Raw genomic sequence first — 18,598 nt, 5'->3', positions numbered from 1 at the left:
TGCGTCCTAGAAACCTAATTGTTCAATGATTTGATTGGCCACCACTTTGGCACTTTGCTCGTCGGTCTTGACGATAACATCGGCGATTTCCTCATAGAGAGGATTACGCACGTCAGCCAGCGCTTCCAACACTTCGCGAGGATTATCGACCTGCAGTAAGGGACGACGCTTGTCACGTTGAGTGCGAGCCACTTGTTTATCGATAGTCGTTTCCAAATACACCACGATACCGCGGGCAGAGAGGAAGTTGCGGATATCTTTGCTTTGAACTGAACCACCACCAGTTGCCAGAACTATGCCTTGTTTCTCGGTCAGGTCAGAAATCACCTGAGCCTCACGGCGACGGAAACCTTCTTCGCCTTCAACGTCAAATACCCAGGCAATGTCAGCGCCGGTGCGATTTTCAATCTCTTGATCTGAATCGTGGAATTCCAAGTGCAGCATTTGTGCCAGATGACGACCTATGGTGCTCTTGCCTGCGCCCATAGGGCCTACCAGAAAAATATTACGTTTTTCAGCCATTTCTTGTACGTCTGAATCTTATGAAAAGTTTGCCGAATGTCGACTTACTATCAAATCGACGGGATTTGTTACCTTGCTCTTATGAGACTTGACCGGGGATTATCTCAGCTTAAGGACATTCAAGGCAAGTAATGCCGACTATTAAAGCCAAATTTCCCCCCACCCAAGCATCAAAGCCAGCGACTAGCACTGGCTTTGATTGAGGTTCTACAGGTTTGGAAAAAACTTAGGCTAACCCTGGCATGGCTTCAATCAGACGCCTTGAACGCCAATTGCTGTGCAAGTCACGCTCTACAAAAGATCACACTAAGAGGACTTATTCTTACCTTTTCTTACCTTCCCTAGATTTCCTCAGTCACTATCTTGGGCGTTACGAAGATCAGCAGCTCCTGGCGCTCATTCTTGTCTGAAGTATTGCGGAACAGGAAGCCAACCAGAGGAATATCGCCCAAAACAGGCACCTTGCTGACCCGGCTGATCAGGTTCTGTTGATAGATACCCCCCAGCACTATGGTTTCACCATTGTCCACCAGCACTTGAGTACCTATGCGTTGGGTATCGATGGAAACAGCTTCTCCCAGCGGAGTCTGTACTACCTTGCCCTGCGAATCCTGAGTGATTTCCAAATCCAGTATCACACGGTTATCCGGAGTGATTTGAGGTGTCACCCGCAACGACAGTACAGCTTTCTTAAATTGTACAGTTGCCGCACCACTGGAAGCCGACTCCACATAAGGGATCTCAACACCTTGCTCAATATAAGCGGCTTTCTGATTCGAGGTGGTGATCCTAGGGCTGGCAATGATTTCACCCTTGTTTTCCTGCTCCAGCGCACTCAACTCGAGATCCAATACGGTGCCATCGGCCAATTTGGCCACATGGAAAGCTATGCTGGTAGCATTGCTAGGAGCCGCCGGCAGATTCACATTGAGACGGTCGCCTATGGATGGAATGGTGCCGTTGGTGATGTCCTGAGCGCCTTCCAGGCTGCCCGAGGTGCCTTTATTGCCCTGTTGATCTGTGATCCCCCAACGGATACCCAAGTCCTCAGCAACATCATCCTTAACCGTAACCATTCGGCTTTCAATCAACACCTGACGAATAGGCACGTCCAGCACTTCTATCAGCTTGTGCACGTTTTCCAGAATATCGGCTGTATCTTTTACCAACAGAGTATTGGTTCTTTCATCTACGGCAACAGTGCCACGTTTGGACAACAGGCTGGAACCTTCTCCCCGCAATAAGTTGGCAATCTCAGTCGCCTTGGCATAATTCACCTGCAGATATTCGGAGTACAGCGGTGCCAACTCTTCAGACACTTTTTTCTTGTTCTTGAGTTGGTTTTCCTCACGAATGGCCAGCTCTTCAGCCGGCGCGACCATCAGAATGTTGCCCTCGATTCGTTTATCCAACCCCTTGGTTTGCAAGATAAGATCCAACGCCTGATCCCAAGGTACGTCATCCAGTCTCAAGGTGATACTGCCTTCAACCGTGTCACTGGTCACCAGATTGAAGTCGTTGTAATCAGCGATAATCTGCAGCACGGTTCTGACAGAAATATTCTGGAAGTTGAGTGACAGAGTCTTGCCCGAGTATTTCTTCTCCGCCTCCATCTGAACTTCACGTTCAACCTTATTCATCGCCAAGATGAACAAATTGCCATCTTGTCTGTAGTTGTATTCGTAGTCACCCTTGATATCGATCAGGATTCGACTGGTCAGTTCCTCTTTAAAGGTCTCAAAGCTCTTCACCGGGGTGGCAAAGTCCTGCACATCCATGACATAAAGCATGTCAGATGGAATATCTGTGTTGTACAACTTCAATTCCAACTTGGAACCCACTTGCTCCACATTGGCGGCAACCGATGAATTACGCAGTTCAACCAATAATTCGCCACCCTTGTCGCTCAGACGGCGAAAATCGATATTCTTAATACCGTTAACGAAGGGGTTACTGGGCTTACTTTGAGGAGACATCACTTCATCATTAACCGTCAAACGATAGACATTGCCCACCGCCTTACCCTGATAAGGTTTGACTTTTTTCAACGTCAACACCAATTGCAGTTTGTCACCATTCTGCATGCTGGACAGCTGCTCGACTCCGGCAGTATTAATAGGGATTTGTGCCTTCTCCAGCGCCGAAATACTGTCGTTGAAGTCCAATTGAATGCTGGCTGGATCGGCACTCAAATTGATTTCCGGCTCAGATATCGGCTTGTCAAACACCAACTCCAATTCCAATTGATGATCCACAATGGCGTGATACTTTACATCTACCAATTTGTTGGCTGCATCAGCATAGGGGCTAAGGCCCAGGACGAGCAGGCTGCCCAGGATAAATTGCATCCATTTGGCTGCATTCTTCGGGGTGATATTCGCGGCAGAAGATTCCATTATTCCCTCATCCTTCGCTTGTTATTCTCCGGCCAATTCCAGGCTGCTGTTGCGCTCTGTCCAACAGCCGGAACCGTCCGGTACTAATTCAATAATCTCAATATTCTGAGCTGTTACTTTAGCGATGCGACCATGATAGAGTCCCAAATACTCACCGACTCCCATGCGGTAGACATTACCATCGGTTGTCTCTACCAAGGCCCAAACTAAGTTGTCTTCACTCAGGGTGCCACGCATCTTCAGGTTATCTAGTGCATAGGTTTCAAGCCTGCTCTTACGCCGTTTCAAATCCGGCTGCAAACAGTCCTTGGTGGTATCTATCACCTCTTCGGTCAACTCCCGGGAAGGAGGTACAAAGGGACTGCGCAACATATCGGCCTGATAATCAAAGTGCTCAAACTGAGGCGGCTCTTTCAGCGGCGGGATAGGCGCAACCGGCTGAGCCTTAGTGCTGGTAACAAAGTCCTCAAGATCTGTTCTGTCACCGATACAACCACCAAGCAATAATGCCGCCATCAGGGGAATGAGTCGTTTCATTTGCCTTTCCCCTTAGCCTGCTCGGGCGGCAATTCGGCTCCCTCTTTGAATCTGTATGTCTTGGCCAGAATTTCCATTGCCAAGGTGCCGGATGGATCGCGCTTAACCACAAAGTCATGCAGGCTGACGATCCGTGGCAGCTTGGCCACTCCGCCGACCATGTGCCCCAATTGGTGATAGTCACCGGTCACTGCCATGCGTATCGGAAACTCAATATAGAAATCCCGTTGGATCTCGGCATCCCAATCCAGGCTCAGGATCTTCAGACCCGCGTCCGTAGCCACATAGGTCAAGTCATCGAGTAAGCCCGGCATTTCGTTCTCAGATGGCAGCATCTTAAGCAGTTCAGCAAATTGCGCTTCCATCTGCACCAACTGCTCCCGATACAATTTCAGGTTAGCGGCCAACAGATGCTTTTGCTGGAAATCATCACGCAGTTGTTGCTCTTTCGCCTGCTCAGACTGGTAAATATCTATGGCGTCAGAAACAAACAGATAATAGCCTCCCACGAACACCAGAATCGCCAGCAAACCGGCAAATACAGCTTTGACCTGAGTCGGCCAACCGCCGATATTCTCCATGTCCAGATCATTGAACTGGCTCAAATCGAAACTCATTTGCCCGCTCCTTTCGCCATCTGCGCCGTCCCTTCAATCCGATTCGCCCCTTTGATACTGACCTTGAGACTGAAACGTTGCAGCTCTCTGAATTCTTCCTGTTGGGAGACTATCGACTGCATACTCGGCTCCTGAAGCCATTCTGACGCTTCAATTTTTCGCATCATATTGGCGACATTGTTATTGGATTCACTGCGTCCTTCGATCCAGATAAGACTACCTTTCTTCTCAATGCTGGAAAGATAAATGCCAGGGGGAATAATTCGAACCAACTCATCCAACACATGGGTGGGCAGATTTCGGGCCTGTTGCAGGTTAAGAATGATATCGGTGCGACGCTCAATATCCTTTTTGCGTTGTTTGATCTTGTTAATCTCAGCTATCTGCCTATCAAGCAAGCTAATTTCAGATTGAAGATAAGCATTTCGCTGACGCTGGTCTTCTGTCATCAAACCAATAAAGTTCAGTGCCAAATAAACCAATAGCGCGGCACCAATAAAAACGGCCGCCAGAATCCCAATATAATCTCGCTTCTGTTTTTCCCTGGCTTCTTCACGCCATGGCAATAAGTTTATGTTCGCCATTGACCATAACTCCTCAGTGCCAGGCCGCAGGCCACCATGTATTTACTGATATGGGGTTGCAGGGCATTTTTTACTGAATCGTCCGCATGCAAACCACCCTGAAAGGGGTCGGCAATTATAGTATGAACACCTAATTCATTAGTCAGAAGATTAGCCATACCTTCCAATTTGGAAGTACCGCCGCAGAGCACCAAATGGTCGACTTTATCCTTACCACTCGAAGTGCAATATATTTGCAGCGTACGTTTTACCTGTTGCAGTAATTGCGTTTGAAATGGCGATAACACCTCAAACATATAATTGCGAGGTAGATCGCCTTCTATTTTGGCCTTTTCCGCCTGCTCATAGGACATACCATAAAAAGACAATATAGATTGAGTGAAGAGTTCACCGCCAAACGCCTGTTCGCGGATAAAAGCGGTTTCCCCTTTTTCCACCACTGCGAAGGTGGTCATATTGGCACCGATATCAACCAAAGCGACAACCTGATCTGCTGCACCATCCGGAAGCTGCCCTAAGATCAATTCTTGGGCGCGTCCCAAGGCATAACCTTCTATATCAACGACTTTAGGCTCTAGATCGACACTGTCCAACACATCGATTCTGGCATCAATATTTTCGGTACGGCAAGCACTGAGCAAGACATCGACCTTACTGGGGTCTGTCTTGTTGACGCTCAACGTTTCAAAATCAATGCTGACTTCATCGAGTGAATAGGGTATGAGGTTATCGGCTTCTATCTCGATCTGCGCCTCCATTTCCACTTCACTCAAAGAAGCATCCATATAAATAACTTTAGTCATAACAGCAGATCCAGACACAGCAACAGAAGCAAATTTAGTTGCTTTGGGCAATTGCTTCTTCAGCTGTCTCATTGCTTCAATAACAGCTTCAGGATCGCGAATATCATGATCATTAATGGCTCCTTTTTTAACAGGAGCTGCGGCATAAGCCTGAATTTTGTAACCATCGCCTGTCTTGCCCAGCAGGATCGCTTTGACCTCGTGAGAACCGATGTCAATACCCACCATTTGCGGAGCCTGACGCTTCCATAGATTCGAAAGCATAGTCCTTTGTCACTTTGTTATTGTTAGGTTTTAGAGTAGCACATTTTTAAATTGTTACGCTCCTTTGTATAAAATGTTTGAGCACTTTACAACGGCTAATTTTTTGACGCTGCCTTTTTGCTTCACCCTGTACCAAACGCCTTATATACTATTGTGCCCGCAGCAAGTTTTGGAATAATCTAGTGAAGTGGTTAAAACGTATACTCATAGCTCTGTTCAGCCTGGCCCTTTTGGGGGTTGCAGCTATCGTTGGAGCCTACTTCTATGTCCTTCCCGAACTCCCGGATGTCGCTACACTCAAGACAGTGCAACTGCAAACGCCACTGAGGGTTTACTCCAGTGACGGCAAGCTGATCTCACAATTCGGTGAAAAGCGCCGGATCCCGTTGGAATTGGCCGAAGTGCCCAAACCGTTATTGCAAGCCTTTCTAGCAACCGAAGATTCACGTTTTTATGAACACAAGGGCGTGGATCCCATAGGGGTAGCGCGGGCCGCACTGGTTATGCTGGCCACCGGCGAGAAAAAGCAGGGTGCCAGCACTATTACCATGCAGGTGGCCAGGAACTTCTTCCTGACCCGTGACAAGACAATTATTCGTAAAGTCAAAGAGATATTTATCTCTATCCACATAGAGCAGCTGCTGACCAAAGATGAAATTCTGGAGCTCTATGTCAACCGTATCTATCTTGGACAGCGTGCTTACGGGGTTGGCGCCGCGGCTCAAGTTTATTATGGCAAGGAAGTCAAAGACTTGACGCTTGCTGAAATGGCAGTTATCGCAGGTTTGCCAAAAGCCCCTTCAACACTCAACCCTATCACCTCCCCCAGCCGAGCTTTGACCCGTCGTAACCTGGTGCTCAACCGTATGCTGGAGGTCGGCTATATCACCCAGAGTGAATATAACGAAGCCAGTGCTCAACCTATTACCGCCAAATACCATGGTGCCGAAATCGATCTCTACGCCCCTTACATTTCAGAGATGGCCAGAGATTATATGGTGCAGAAATATGGTGAAGAGGAAGCCTATACCGGTGGTTACGATGTTTACACCAGCATAGACTCATCACTGCAGTTAAAAGCCCAAAAGGCACTGCGCAACAATGTCTACGCCTATGATGAACGCCATGGCTATCGAGGCCCGGAAGCGGTTCTCTGGACAGACAAGCAACCTGATGAGAGCGAGTTGATTGCCACCCTGAAGAAAACCATGCCCATTCAGGAGCTCAGGCCAGCCGCCGTATTGCAAGTAGAGGAACAGCAGGCACAGGTGCTGCTCGCCTCGGGAGAAAAACTCACTCTGCCTTGGGATGGCCTCAAATGGGCCCGCAAGTTTATCAATGACAAACGCCAGAGTGCACCACCGAAGAAAGCCGAGCAATTTCTGAAAGTGGGCGAGCAGATTTGGGTGCGTCACAACGGCGATATCTGGCAATTGGCTCAGGTGCCTCAGGTTGCCAGCGCCATAGTCTCGATAGATCCCAAAGATGGTGCAATTCAGGCTCTGGTCGGTGGTTACAGCTTCAGTCAGAGCCAGTACAACCGGGTAACTCAGGCCAAACGTCAGCTGGGTTCCAACATAAAACCTTTCCTATATGCCACGGCGCTGGAGAAAGGCTATACCCTGGCGACACTGATCAACAACGCGCCGATCAACAAGCCCGACCTCAGCCAAGGTACGGCATGGCGTCCCAAAAACTCACCCGACGTATACGGCGGCCCCACCAGGCTGCGTCTGGGACTGGCCCAGTCTATCAACGTGATGTCGGTGAGAACCCTGCGTTATGTTGGGCTGGATGCCGCCATCGACAAGCTGGTGCAGTTTGGTTTTGATGCCAAAGAGCTCAACCGCAACGAGTCTCTGGCGCTGGGATCACCATCTGCCACACCTTTGCAGGTGGTCACGGCCTTCTCTGCCTTTGCCAACGGGGGCTACTTGGTTGAGCCTTACTTCATTAAACGGATCCAGAATGCCCAGGGCGAAATCCTTGAACAAGCTCATCCGGCTCTGGCTTGTGACGCGCCGCTTAAGCCTGAAGAGGATATGGCGGATAACGCGATAACCGATTTGACTATGCAACAGCCGCTGCAGCCCATGGTTCAGGAAGATCCTTTCAGCTGTGACAGCCCAAGTGCCCGTCACGCCAAGCAAGTGATCAGTGAGCAGACCGCATTCCTGATCACCGATGCCCTCAAGAGTGTTATCTGGGGTGGCGGTAACTGGAGCAAGGGCACTGGCTGGAACGGTACCGCCTGGCGCGCCGCCAGAGTGGTCAAACGCCATGACATAGCCGGTAAAACGGGAACAACCAACGAATCGCGGGACACCTGGTTCAGTGGCTACAATCCCAAGCTTGCTACCACTGTCTGGGTCGGCTTTGATGACCATGGCCGTGAACTGGGACGTACCGCCTGGAATGCCAGCGGCGCCAAAGATCAGATTTCGGGGGCCGAATCCGGTGCCAAGACCGCGGGCCCAGGCTGGAACGAGTTTATGCGCGATGCCCTGGAAGGAACGCCGGAAGAACCCAGCATTCCACCGGCTGGAATCGTTTCGGTGCGTATTGATTTAGACAGCGGCAAGCTGTCGCGTAAGACAGACTACACCAGCGACTTCGAGTACTTTATTCAGGGTACCGAACCCAAGGAATACGCCACCGGCGCTGAAGATGACAGCGACATCTTTATCGAAACACCGCCGGAAGAGCTATTCCAGTAACTGTCTGTTTAACACCGTCTGCTAAACATTAAAAAACGCGCCGATTGGCGCGTTTTTGTTTGGCTCGAATCCGAGGGATAGCTTCTATTTGGCCTGCTTGGCTGTCAGTGCGGCCTTGACCTGTTCCACCGCGGTACCACCGAGAATATTACGCTTCGCCAAGCAGGAGTCTATACCCAGATGCGGATAAACATCCTCCGTTATGATGTCGGCATAGCCTTGTAAGACTTCAAGTGGCAAGGCTTCCAGTGGCTTACCCTCGGCAATAGCTTGCAGCACCACCTCACCCACAACGTGATGCGCCTGTCTGAAGGGCATGCCTTTACCCACCAGATAGTCCGCCAGTTCAGTGGCATTGGCGTATCCCTGTTGAGCTGCGGCCAACGCATTGGTTCGGTTAACCTTGACACCTTCAAGCACCAGAGCCGCCATTTTCAAGCACAGGCTCCAGCTGTCCATCACATCGAACAAGCCTTCCTTGTCTTCCTGCATATCCTTGTTGTAGGCGAGTGGCAGCGCCTTCATGGTGGTGAGGATCCCCATCAAGCTGCCGTATACCCTGCCCGCTTTACCGCGGATAAGCTCAAGCGCATCGGGGTTCTTCTTCTGCGGCATCAAGGAAGAACCTGAGGTGACATTGTCGGCTAGTTCGATGAAGTTGGCTTCGCCGGAATTGAAGAAGATCATATCTTCGGCCATACGACTTAAGTGCATCATGCTGATAGAGGCATCGCTGCAGAGTTCGATCACATGGTCACGATCAGACACGCTATCCAGGCTGTTGAGGGTGGCAGAGGCAAAGCCTAAGCTGGCCGCCAGCGCCTGGCGGTCGATGGCATAAGCTGTACCCGCCAAGGCGCCACAACCCAGAGGGCAGGTGTTGAGGCGATTCAGTGCATCCTGCAAGCGACTGATATCTCGCTCAAACATTTCCACATAAGCCAAAGCCCAATGGCCAAAGGTCACAGGTTGCGCCCGCTGCAGATGGGTATATCCCGGCATCACCGCATCCAACTCGCGCTCGGCCAAGGCCAGCAGCCCTTGTTTGACTTCAATCAACAGACTCAGCAGGTGTGCGCCTTCCTGTTTGCACCACAGCTTGAGATCGGTCGCCACCTGATCATTGCGCGAACGGCCAGTGTGCAGCTTCTTACCCAAGTCACCCACCTTGGCGATCAGCTGTGATTCCACAAAACTGTGAATATCTTCGGCGCCGGAAGCGATGATCTGCTCCGGCGTATCTTTAACTTCTGCGAGCAACTCAGCCAGCGCCTGAGTCAGGGCCTGGCATTCCTCCTGAGTTAACACGCCGGCCTGGGTTATCGCCTCGGCCCAGGCGACTGAGCCCTGGATATCCTGCTCCAGTAAACGGAAATCCACCGGCAGGGAATCGTTGAAGAGTTTGAAAAGTTCGCTGCTTTGGCCGCTGAATCTGCCACCCCATAAAGCCATGATAAGGTCCTCTTTCTCGGGCATAAAAACTAAGGGGCGCCAATGCGCCCCTGATATACTGACGCTTACTTACTGTTGAGCGCGCGAATACGGCTCGCCAATGAGTAGAGGCGGATAAAGCCTTCGGCGTGTTTCTGATCGTAAACCGTGTCTTCACCGAAGGTGGCAAACGCCTCGGAATACAGGCTGTTGGGAGAACGTTTCTTCACGGCTACCGCCTGGCCCTTGAAGAGCTTGATCACCACTTCGCCGTTGATGTCCTGGGCCAGAGCCTCGGATGCCGCTAACAGCGAGTTGCACAGAGGCGTAAACCAACGGCCATCATAGACCAGATGTGCCATCTGAGCGGCCACCTGTTCACGCCAGTTACGGCTGGTCTTGTCGAGCACCAACTCTTCTACCGCTCTCAGAGCTGCAAACATGACAGTGCCGCCCGGTGTCTCATAACAGCCACGGGACTTCATCCCCACCAGCCGGTTTTCAGTGATATCGATACGGCCAACACCGTGGGCGGCAGCAATCTGGTTCAGCTTCATCAGCGCCGCATAGGGGCTCAGGGCTTCACCGTTGACTTCAGTCACCCGGCAGTTTTCCACTTTCAAGCTGACATATTCAGGCTCATCTGGCGCATCCAGCGGATCGACTGTCATGGTCCACACCTCTTTGCTGGGCTCATTCCAGGGATCTTCCAGCTCCCCACCTTCGTGGGAGATATGCCAGGCGTTGGCATCGCGGCTATAGATCTTGGTGGCCGAAGCCGAGGTCTTGATGTTGCGCTCGGCCAGGTAAGCCAGCAGATCTTCACGGCTCTCCATGGTCCACTCACGCCAAGGAGCAATCACTTTCAGATCCGGCGCCAATGCGGCAAAGCAGCCTTCGAAACGCACCTGATCGTTACCCTTGCCGGTACAACCGTGACACAGGGCATCGGCGCCGACCTTGCGAGCCACTTCCACCTGAGCCTTGGCGATAATGGGTCTGGCCATGGAGGTACCCAGCAGATAGGTTCCCTCATAAATGGCACCGGTCGCTATGGTGGGATAGATGTAGTCTTTAACAAACTCTTCTTTCAAATCAACAATATGACACTCACTGGCGCCGGAGGCCAACGCCTTTTCTGTCAAACCTTCAAGTTCGGCTTCCCCTTGTCCAACATCGGCACAAAAGGCGACGATCTCACAGTTGTTATAGTTCTCTTTCAGCCAGGGAATAATGGCCGAGGTATCCAGGCCGCCGGAGTAAGCCAGGACAACTTTTTTTACATCTGTGTTTTTCTGTGCAATAGACATCTTAATTTTCCTAGATTCAACTGGCCCTTGGCCATCAGCTCAAAAGTGTTACCAGAACGGCATTCTGCGCATGCATGCGGTTTTCTGCCTGTTGCAGGATCAGAGAACCTTTGCCATCCATCACCTCATCTGTCACTTCTACCCCTCTGTGAGCGGGTAAACAATGCATAAAATACTTCACCTTATACTGATCCATCAGCGGCTGATTGATTTGATAAGGATTAAATTTTGCTTCAATATCAGAAAGTTCTGTTTGGTCGCCCATGGAAATCCAAGTATCAGTGTAGACGGCATCCTGACCCTCCAGGGCGGCGATGTCTGAAGTCAGTATCAGGCTGCCTCCATTCTCGGCCGCCAGTTGCTGTACTTCATTGACAATCAGACCATCGGGGAAATGCCCTTCGGGGCAGATAACCGTCATGCTGGCACCCAATATGGCAGCGCCTATCATCAATGAATGGGTCACGTTGTTGCCATCACCCACATAGGCCAATTTCACCTTGCTCAAGTCACCGAGCTGCTCTGACAGGGTCAGAAAATCCGCCAGTGCCTGACAAGGGTGGTACAAGTCCGACAGCGCATTGATCACAGGCACAGTGCCAAATTCCGCCAGGCCTTCTATGGTCTTGTGGCTGAAAGTCCGTGCCACTATGGCGTCGGCCCAGCAGGAAAGGTTACCGGCGAAATCGGCAACAGATTCGCGCTTGCCCAAAGCACCATTTTGTTGATCCAGATAAAGACAGTGGCCACCCAGCTTATGGATACCGATATCGAAACTGACCCTGGTACGCAGGGAAGGTTTTTCAAACAGCATCACTACGCTCTTACCCGCAAGCGCGTGTCGGTAGTCTGCCGGATTGGCCTTGATCTTCTTGGCCAAGTCCAACAACGCCAGCAACTGGGATTGGGTGAGTTCTTTAATGGTCAACAGGTGCTTCATACTGCCTTCTCCTATGGTTTTATTTGTGTACCCACGGCTTCGCCCTGAGCCAATGCAGCCAGTTGCGCCGCATCTCTCCAGGAAGCAACCTGTACCGGCTGCCCCATGAGTTCTGCGACTTCCAACGCCGCCTCTACTTTGACTTTCATGCCTTTCTCTATCACGCCCTGTTTCACCAGGTCGTCGATTTCGCTGCGATTAAGACTGGCGATCAACTGCCCCTTACCATCCAATACTCCGGAAACATCGGAGAGCAGTACCAGCTTGCCCTGCACAAGCTTGGCCAGCACTGTGGCGGCCTGATCGGCATTGACGTTAAGCAGTTGCCCTTCGCTGGAGACTGCAATGGAGCTGACGATAGGCATCCACCCCTGAGACAGGACGAAATTGATATAGCTGCCGTCTTTGGGGGAAACTTCACCTACCAGCCCCAAACGTTCATCTTTAATTACCGCATCGACCAAGTTGGCATCCGCCAGACTCATGCCAACGCTGGCGACACCGGCCTTGATGGCCGCCGCCTGCAGTATCTTGTTGGACATACCGGCCAGAGCGCCGGCGATGATCGGCATCTGCTCCGGCGGGGTGACCCGCAAGCCATCGAGCTTCACCGTATCCATGCCATTGGCCTTGAGCTGTTCATCCACCAGATAACCGCCACCATGAACCAGAACCACCTTCTGTCCCTGGGCCAGCATTTTCGCCGCCGTATCCATCAGCCTGGCCATTCCCATCTCACACTGCATCAGTGCGCCGCCAACTTTCAGAACCAACACCTTGTCTTTCGTGCTCATAGTGACAACTCTCCCTAACCGTTCCGGGAATAATTAGTATTTAAAGTGAATCTTTATGCATTGAAGCGCCTGACTGGCAGCGCCTTTCATCAGGTTGTCTATGGCACTGGCCACCACCAGATAATGGTTCTGTTCATCAAACTTCCATCCCAGATGACAATTGCCCGTATGTACCACGTCATCCACCTTGGGAAATTGGTTCTGTTTTACGCTGACAATGCTCGAGCCATGGTAGATGCTGTAAGCCTCGGCAACGTCCTCTGCCTTGGTACCCGGCTTGAGCTGCAGCGTAATGGTGGCGAGAATGCCGCGTTTGAAGTTGCCAAGGTGCGGAGTAAAAATCACTTCCTGCCCCAGTTGGCTGGCGATTTCGGGCTGATGCCTGTGACCAAGCACACCGTAGGGCGTTAAACTCACTTCACAGAAACTGGTGTGCAACTGCGCCTTGCGCCCGGCTCCGGTCACACCGCTAACGGCATTAATAACGGGGAAGGCATCTGTCATCAGTGACTTGAGCGGCTTAAGCGCCAACAGGGATGCCGTGGGATAACAACCGGGAACCGCAATCATCTTGCTGTTGGCAATGGCCTCGGCATTCCACTCGGCCAGGCCATAAACCGCCTGTGCCAATACTTCGGCTTGGTTATGCTCAAAGCCATACCACTTGGGATAATTGGCCGCGTCGCTGAAACGATAAGCACCGCTCAAATCAAATACCGCCAGCCCCTGGGCATAAAACCAGGCCGCCAATTCCAGGCTTACCGAATGTTCGGTCGCCAGCGCCACGGCATCGGCCTGTGCCACTATCTGCTGTTTGGCCTCTGGCGTTAACGGCTGCAACTCTGCAGAGATATGTTGATAAATAGGATAAAGCTCGGCTAGGCTTTTGCCTTTATCCAGACTATTTTCAGAGACATACAACCCTTGAATGCTTAACTCTGGCTCGGCTTGGATCAGGGCGGTTAACTGGGCACCTGTATATCCACTGGCCCCTATAATGGCGATATTTTTCATGGTTTCTAATTCTTCAAGCTAATCAAAAAAGGAAGGGCACAACGAAAGCCCGTGGCTCAACGCCTAATGACAAGTTTATCGTCGCAGGGAGTTATTGCAGTTTTGGGTCTGAATCAAGCTCAAGGTCGAACTCAACATACTTAGTCTCACTGAATTTAGTCACCATGAAAGATGACACTGGCTTTAGCTGTTTGCTAGACTAACACAGCAATTTATTTATGCAATATATATGAATAGTTATTTTTAATGTTTTGCAGGATAGTCATGAAAAAACTGCCGGAACTCACAGAAAGCTTCAGTGCGCTTATCGCCTCGCCCTCCATCAGTGCCCTGGAGCCCGAGAAAGATCAATCCAATGCTGCCGTTATCGACTTGCTGGCCAGCCTGGGGACTGGCCAAGGGGGTCTGCTGCTGGCCGGGCACACAGACACAGTGCCGTTCGATGAAGGCCATTGGCAGCATGATCCCTTTCGGCTAACCGAAAAAGATAATCTTTGGTATGGCTTGGGAACTTGTGACATGAAAGGTTTCTTTGCCTTGATATTGGAGGCCTTGAAACAACTGCCGCTGACACAAATGAAGCGGCCTCTTTATATTCTCGCCAGTGCCGATGAAGAAACCACAATGAATGGGGCCAAGGCCTTTGCCGCCAACACTGCAATCAAGCCTGAATTTGCCATCATAGGCGAACCCACCAGCCTGCGGCCGGTTTATATGCATAAGGGACACATGGCTCAAGGCATTCGGGTAACGGGCCGCAGCGGTCACTCGTCGGATCCGGCCAAGGGACTCAATGCCATAGAAGTGATGCATCTGATCATAGGCCGACTACTTAAACTCAAGCAGCATTTGAGTGAACACTATCGCGAAGACGCCTTCAGTGTGCCTTACCCAACCATGAACTTTGGCCATGTACACGGCGGCGATGCCGCCAACCGTATCTGTGGTTGCTGTGATCTGCATCTGGATATTCGCCCGCTTCCCGGTTTGGCTTTGACCGATCTGCAACTCATGCTGCAGCAGTATTTACAGCCGGTCTGCGAACAATTCCCGGGGGCAGTTTCCATCAGCGAACTCTATCCCGGCTCGGAGCCGTTTGCCGATGATAGAGACTCCCCCTGGAGCCAACTGGTAGCCAGCCTGGCGGGACAGGCACCGCAAGTGGTGAACTATGCCACCGAGGCGCCTTATATTCGGCAACTGGGGTGCCACACTCTGGTATTGGGACCCGGCAGCATAGAGCAGGCTCATCAGCCCGATGAATATTTGGATACGGCGCAGATCAAACCTACGATAAATTTGCTGAAACAGCTTATTTATCATGCCTGTATAAAATAATGATCCAGCCCACAGCCGCTGGAAACAACGCGAGGCAAATACCTCAGCGTATTGACCACAGGGCACAGTGCTGGTTATTGTGCTCTACTCAAGTCCGCCCGAAACGACGACTCTTTCTCACTATTCTTTGGAGCAATCAACACGATGGCAGATATGTATGCATCCTTAAGATCCAACGTCAGTATGCTTGGGCAGATCCTCGGCGACACCATGCGATCCGATCTGGGAGAGCCATTTCTCGATAAGGTGGAGCAGATCCGCCAACTGGCCAAGAGTTCCCGTCAGGGTGACGAAAGCGCCCGCCAGCAGATGCTGGAATTGCTGACGGCCTTGCCCGATGACGAACTGGTGCCGGTCACCAAAGCCTTTAACCAATTTCTCAACCTGGCGAATATCGCCGAGCAATTTCATACCATCAGCCGCAACTGTGATGAACTGGTGTGTGTACCGGATCCCGTGGAGCAACTGCTCGGACGCATGCTCAACGGCCCGATAGATCAGAAGCAGATGCAGTCCTGCCTCAGAGAGATGAACATAGATCTGGTACTGACGGCACACCCGACCGAGATATCCCGCCGCACTCTGATCCAGAAGTACTCATCTGTGGTCGATTGTCTGACGGCACTGGAAAACGATCAGCTCAGCGAGCGCGAGTTTAAACAGATCAATCTGCGACTGCGGCAGCTAATTGCCCAGATTTGGCATACCAACGAGATCCGCCGCGAACGCCCAACGCCGGTGGATGAAGCCCGCTGGGGTTTGGCGACTATCGAAACCTCACTGTGGCAGGCGATTCCCGACTTTTTACGCCAGCTCAACGACCAGGTAGAAGAGCGCACCGGCAGCCAACTACCGATTGATATCGCTCCGGTGCGATTTTCCAGCTGGATGGGGGGCGACCGTGACGGCAACCCCTTTGTTACCGCCAAGGTCACTCAGGAAGTATTGGATCGTAACCGCCATGCCGCCGCCAGACTCTATCTCAAAGATATCGTCTCTCTGGTTGGCGAATTGTCCATGGAAGAAGCCAACGAGGAGCTGAGCCAGTATACCAACGGCAGCTGTGAACCTTATCGTGACGTGCTTAGAGATCTGCGCCAAAAGCTGCGCAACACCATAGACTATCTCAATGCCCGCCTCGAAGGTCATCAGCCCGAGGTCGACAGCCATAGCATCATCTGGCACCAGGACGACCTGAAAAAGCCGCTGCTGATGCTGTATCAAAGCCTGTGCGATTGCGGCATGAGCCTGATAGCCAATGGCCTGCTGCTGGATATGTTGCGCCGCTTGGCATGCTTCGGCATTCATATGCTTAGGTTGGATATCCGCCAGGATGCAGAGCGCCACGCCAATGCCATTGCCGAACTTACCCGCTATCTGGGCATGGGTGACTTCAACCATTGGGATGAGACAGAAAAGCAGGCATTCCTGCTCAGGGAACTGGCTAATCGCAGACCCTTGATCCCGGTAAACTGGCAGCCATCAGACGAGGTGGCCGAGGTACTGGCAACCTGCCGCTTGATAGCCACTCAGCCTCAACAAGCGCTGGGCTCTTATGTGATATCCATGGCCAGCCAACCATCCGACGTGTTGGCGGTACTTTTGCTGCTCAAGGAAACCGGCTGCCGCTATCCCATGCGGGTAGTGCCGCTGTTTGAGACCCTGGATGACCTCAACAATGCCGCCGATTGCATCTCTGCCCTGCTCGATATCGATTGGTATCTGGGTTACACCAAAGGCATGCAGGAAGTGATGATTGGCTATTCGGATTCGGCCAAGGATGCCGGAGTCATGGCTGCGGCCTGGGCACAATACCGGGCGCAAGAACAACTGGTTGCGGTATGCAAGAAGGCTGGCGTCAAACTGACTCTGTTCCACGGCCGTGGCGGTACTATCGGTCGTGGCGGCGGCCCTGCTCACCAGGCGATTCTGTCACAGCCTCCGGGCTCAGTTGACGGACGGATCCGGGTGACAGAGCAGGGAGAGATGATCCGCTTCAAATTCGGCCTCCCCAAGTTGGCGGTGCAGTCATTGGCGCTTTACACCTCGGCGGTGATGGAGGCCACTTTGCTTCCACCTCCCGAGCCCAAACAGGAGTGGCGGCAATGCATGCAGCGACTGGCCGATGAATCTGTACTGGCCTACCGCAGCATAGTCAGGGAAGAAGCTGACTTTGTTGCCTATTTCAGAGCCGCAACGCCTGAAGTAGAGCTGGGTAAACTGCCACTCGGCAGCCGACCGGCCAAACGCCGGGTGGATGGCGGTATCGAAAGCCTGCGCGCCATTCCCTGGATATTCGCCTGGTCACAGAACCGTTTGATGCTGCCGGCCTGGCTCGGTGCCGGTGAGGCTCTTGAAGCCGCGGCCAAGCGAGGAGAGCTTTCTCTGCTACAGGAGATGGAACGCCAGTGGCCCTTCTTCAACACCCGTATCTCCATGCTGGAAATGGTGTATGCCAAGGCAGAACCTAACCTCGCCCGCTATTACGACACCTGCCTGGTGCCTAAAGAACTGCGTCACTTGGGTGAGGCTCTCAGGGAGAGGTTGCAACAGGGGATCCAGGCAGTACTCGAACTGACCCGCTCTGACAGCCTGATGTCGCATACTCCTTGGAACCGGGAGTCGGTGCGGCTTCGCAACCCCTATATCGACCCGCTCAACTTCCTGCAGGCCGAGCTGTTGGCCCGAAGTCGCAAGGAACAGGAAACTTCGGAACAATTGCAACTGGCGCTGATGCTGACCATAGCCGGTGTCGCGGCGGGCATGAGGAATACAGGGTGAGGCTGCACCTAATACTGTCTCTGTGGTTGATGCTGATGTTGGGCGGCTGTGTCAGCCAATACAGCATCAGCGAAGGACAACTGGAATCCTATCTGAATAAAGAGCTGCAACTGGATATGCAAGACACCCAGGGGCCACTGGCAACAGAGATCCAGTTGAATCGGGTAACTGTCAAATTGGGGCACAAGCCGGATACCATGGCGGTGAAAGCCACCTCTGAGCTGATACTCAGAACGCCGCTGTTTCCCCTACGTGCCAGCCTGACGACAGAGTTTGAGGCCAAGCCTTGGTATGACAACCAAACCCATGGCGTCTATCTCCGTGGTCTGGAATTGACCTCTGTCGAGTCCAATCCCAAGGATATTCAGCGGGCTTTACAGGGTATTGCTCCGCAGTTGATGGGCTTTATCCGCAACTTCCTCGAAAGTCAGCCGGTTTATGTTCTGGACACCCAGGACAGCAACCAAGCGAGACTGGCCGATATGACCAAGAGCCTTCAGGTTAAACCGGGCAAGCTGGTGCTGGAGTTTAAATAAATCGATATTCAGAG

Annotated in this window: 15 protein-coding genes; 4 read left to right on the top strand and 11 right to left on the bottom strand. The window is 51.9% G+C overall.

Annotated features, from left to right (window positions below):
- Positions 1 to 6: 6 nt before the first annotated feature.
- The 6 genes from aroK to K5621_RS01295 form a co-directional block, all read right to left on the bottom strand.
- A complete protein-coding gene (aroK, locus tag K5621_RS01320; protein ID WP_025011596.1) occupies positions 7 to 522 on the bottom strand; it encodes a shikimate kinase AroK in 516 nt (171 codons plus the stop codon).
- 341 nt (positions 523 to 863) lie between these two features.
- Positions 864 to 2,918, bottom strand: coding sequence for a type IV pilus secretin PilQ (locus K5621_RS01315; RefSeq protein ID WP_221050226.1), 2,055 nt, complete (start codon positions 2,916 to 2,918; stop codon positions 864 to 866).
- Between the two features lie 21 nt (positions 2,919 to 2,939).
- Positions 2,940 to 3,455 carry a pilus assembly protein PilP gene (locus K5621_RS01310; RefSeq protein WP_221050225.1) on the bottom strand — a complete coding sequence of 172 codons (516 nt, stop codon included), beginning with the start codon at positions 3,453 to 3,455 and terminating at the stop codon, positions 2,940 to 2,942.
- On the bottom strand, positions 3,452 to 4,072 hold the full coding sequence (locus tag K5621_RS01305; protein ID WP_221050224.1) for a type IV pilus inner membrane component PilO: 621 nt from the start codon (positions 4,070 to 4,072) through the stop codon (positions 3,452 to 3,454). Before K5621_RS01305 ends, K5621_RS01310 begins: the two co-directional genes overlap by 4 nt.
- The gene (locus K5621_RS01300; RefSeq protein WP_100145900.1) at positions 4,069 to 4,656 is read right to left on the bottom strand and encodes a PilN domain-containing protein; all 588 of its coding nucleotides are present in this window, start codon (positions 4,654 to 4,656) and stop codon (positions 4,069 to 4,071) included. The genes K5621_RS01305 and K5621_RS01300 overlap by 4 nt, the downstream gene beginning before the upstream one ends.
- On the bottom strand, positions 4,644 to 5,723 hold the full coding sequence (locus tag K5621_RS01295) for a pilus assembly protein PilM (protein ID WP_221050223.1): 1,080 nt from the start codon (positions 5,721 to 5,723) through the stop codon (positions 4,644 to 4,646). Before K5621_RS01295 ends, K5621_RS01300 begins: the two co-directional genes overlap by 13 nt.
- A gap of 182 nt (positions 5,724 to 5,905) precedes the next feature.
- Between K5621_RS01295 and K5621_RS01290 the strand changes: the two genes are divergently transcribed.
- On the top strand, positions 5,906 to 8,440 hold the full coding sequence (locus K5621_RS01290) for a penicillin-binding protein 1A (RefSeq protein ID WP_221050222.1): 2,535 nt from the start codon (positions 5,906 to 5,908) through the stop codon (positions 8,438 to 8,440).
- Positions 8,441 to 8,524: 84 nt separating this feature from the next.
- Here K5621_RS01290 and argH read toward each other — a convergent pair whose 3' ends face one another.
- The 5 genes from argH to argC all read right to left on the bottom strand — a co-directional run bounded on the left by argH (position 8,525) and on the right by argC (position 13,929).
- On the bottom strand, positions 8,525 to 9,892 hold the full coding sequence (gene argH / locus K5621_RS01285) for an argininosuccinate lyase (protein ID WP_221050221.1): 1,368 nt from the start codon (positions 9,890 to 9,892) through the stop codon (positions 8,525 to 8,527).
- A gap of 65 nt (positions 9,893 to 9,957) precedes the next feature.
- A complete protein-coding gene (locus tag K5621_RS01280) occupies positions 9,958 to 11,181 on the bottom strand; it encodes an argininosuccinate synthase (RefSeq protein ID WP_025889296.1) in 1,224 nt (407 codons plus the stop codon).
- Between the two features lie 34 nt (positions 11,182 to 11,215).
- The gene (locus K5621_RS01275; RefSeq protein WP_025889295.1) at positions 11,216 to 12,121 is read right to left on the bottom strand and encodes an ornithine carbamoyltransferase; all 906 of its coding nucleotides are present in this window, start codon (positions 12,119 to 12,121) and stop codon (positions 11,216 to 11,218) included.
- Between the two features lie 11 nt (positions 12,122 to 12,132).
- Positions 12,133 to 12,915 carry an acetylglutamate kinase gene (argB, locus tag K5621_RS01270; RefSeq protein WP_221050220.1) on the bottom strand — a complete coding sequence of 261 codons (783 nt, stop codon included), beginning with the start codon at positions 12,913 to 12,915 and terminating at the stop codon, positions 12,133 to 12,135.
- 33 nt (positions 12,916 to 12,948) lie between these two features.
- Positions 12,949 to 13,929 (bottom strand): N-acetyl-gamma-glutamyl-phosphate reductase, encoded by a 981-nt coding sequence (gene argC, locus K5621_RS01265; protein ID WP_221050219.1) that lies wholly within the window; start codon positions 13,927 to 13,929, stop codon positions 12,949 to 12,951.
- A gap of 264 nt (positions 13,930 to 14,193) precedes the next feature.
- On the opposite strand from argC, the gene argE reads away from it, so the two are divergent.
- The 3 genes from argE to K5621_RS01250 all read left to right on the top strand — a co-directional run bounded on the left by argE (position 14,194) and on the right by K5621_RS01250 (position 18,584).
- A complete protein-coding gene (argE, locus tag K5621_RS01260; protein WP_221050218.1) occupies positions 14,194 to 15,267 on the top strand; it encodes an acetylornithine deacetylase in 1,074 nt (357 codons plus the stop codon).
- Positions 15,268 to 15,411: 144 nt separating this feature from the next.
- Positions 15,412 to 18,048, top strand: a complete 2,637-nt coding sequence (gene ppc / locus K5621_RS01255; protein ID WP_221050217.1) for a phosphoenolpyruvate carboxylase — start codon at positions 15,412 to 15,414, stop codon at positions 18,046 to 18,048.
- Between the two features lie 29 nt (positions 18,049 to 18,077).
- Positions 18,078 to 18,584 (top strand): YceB family lipoprotein, encoded by a 507-nt coding sequence (locus K5621_RS01250; RefSeq protein WP_052248306.1) that lies wholly within the window; start codon positions 18,078 to 18,080, stop codon positions 18,582 to 18,584.
- Positions 18,585 to 18,598 lie beyond the last annotated feature (14 nt).

This window comes from Shewanella carassii (assembly GCF_019670705.1).
Lineage (GTDB): Bacteria > Pseudomonadota > Gammaproteobacteria > Enterobacterales > Shewanellaceae > Shewanella > Shewanella carassii.
This window is presented reverse-complemented; position numbering and strand designations above follow the sequence as displayed.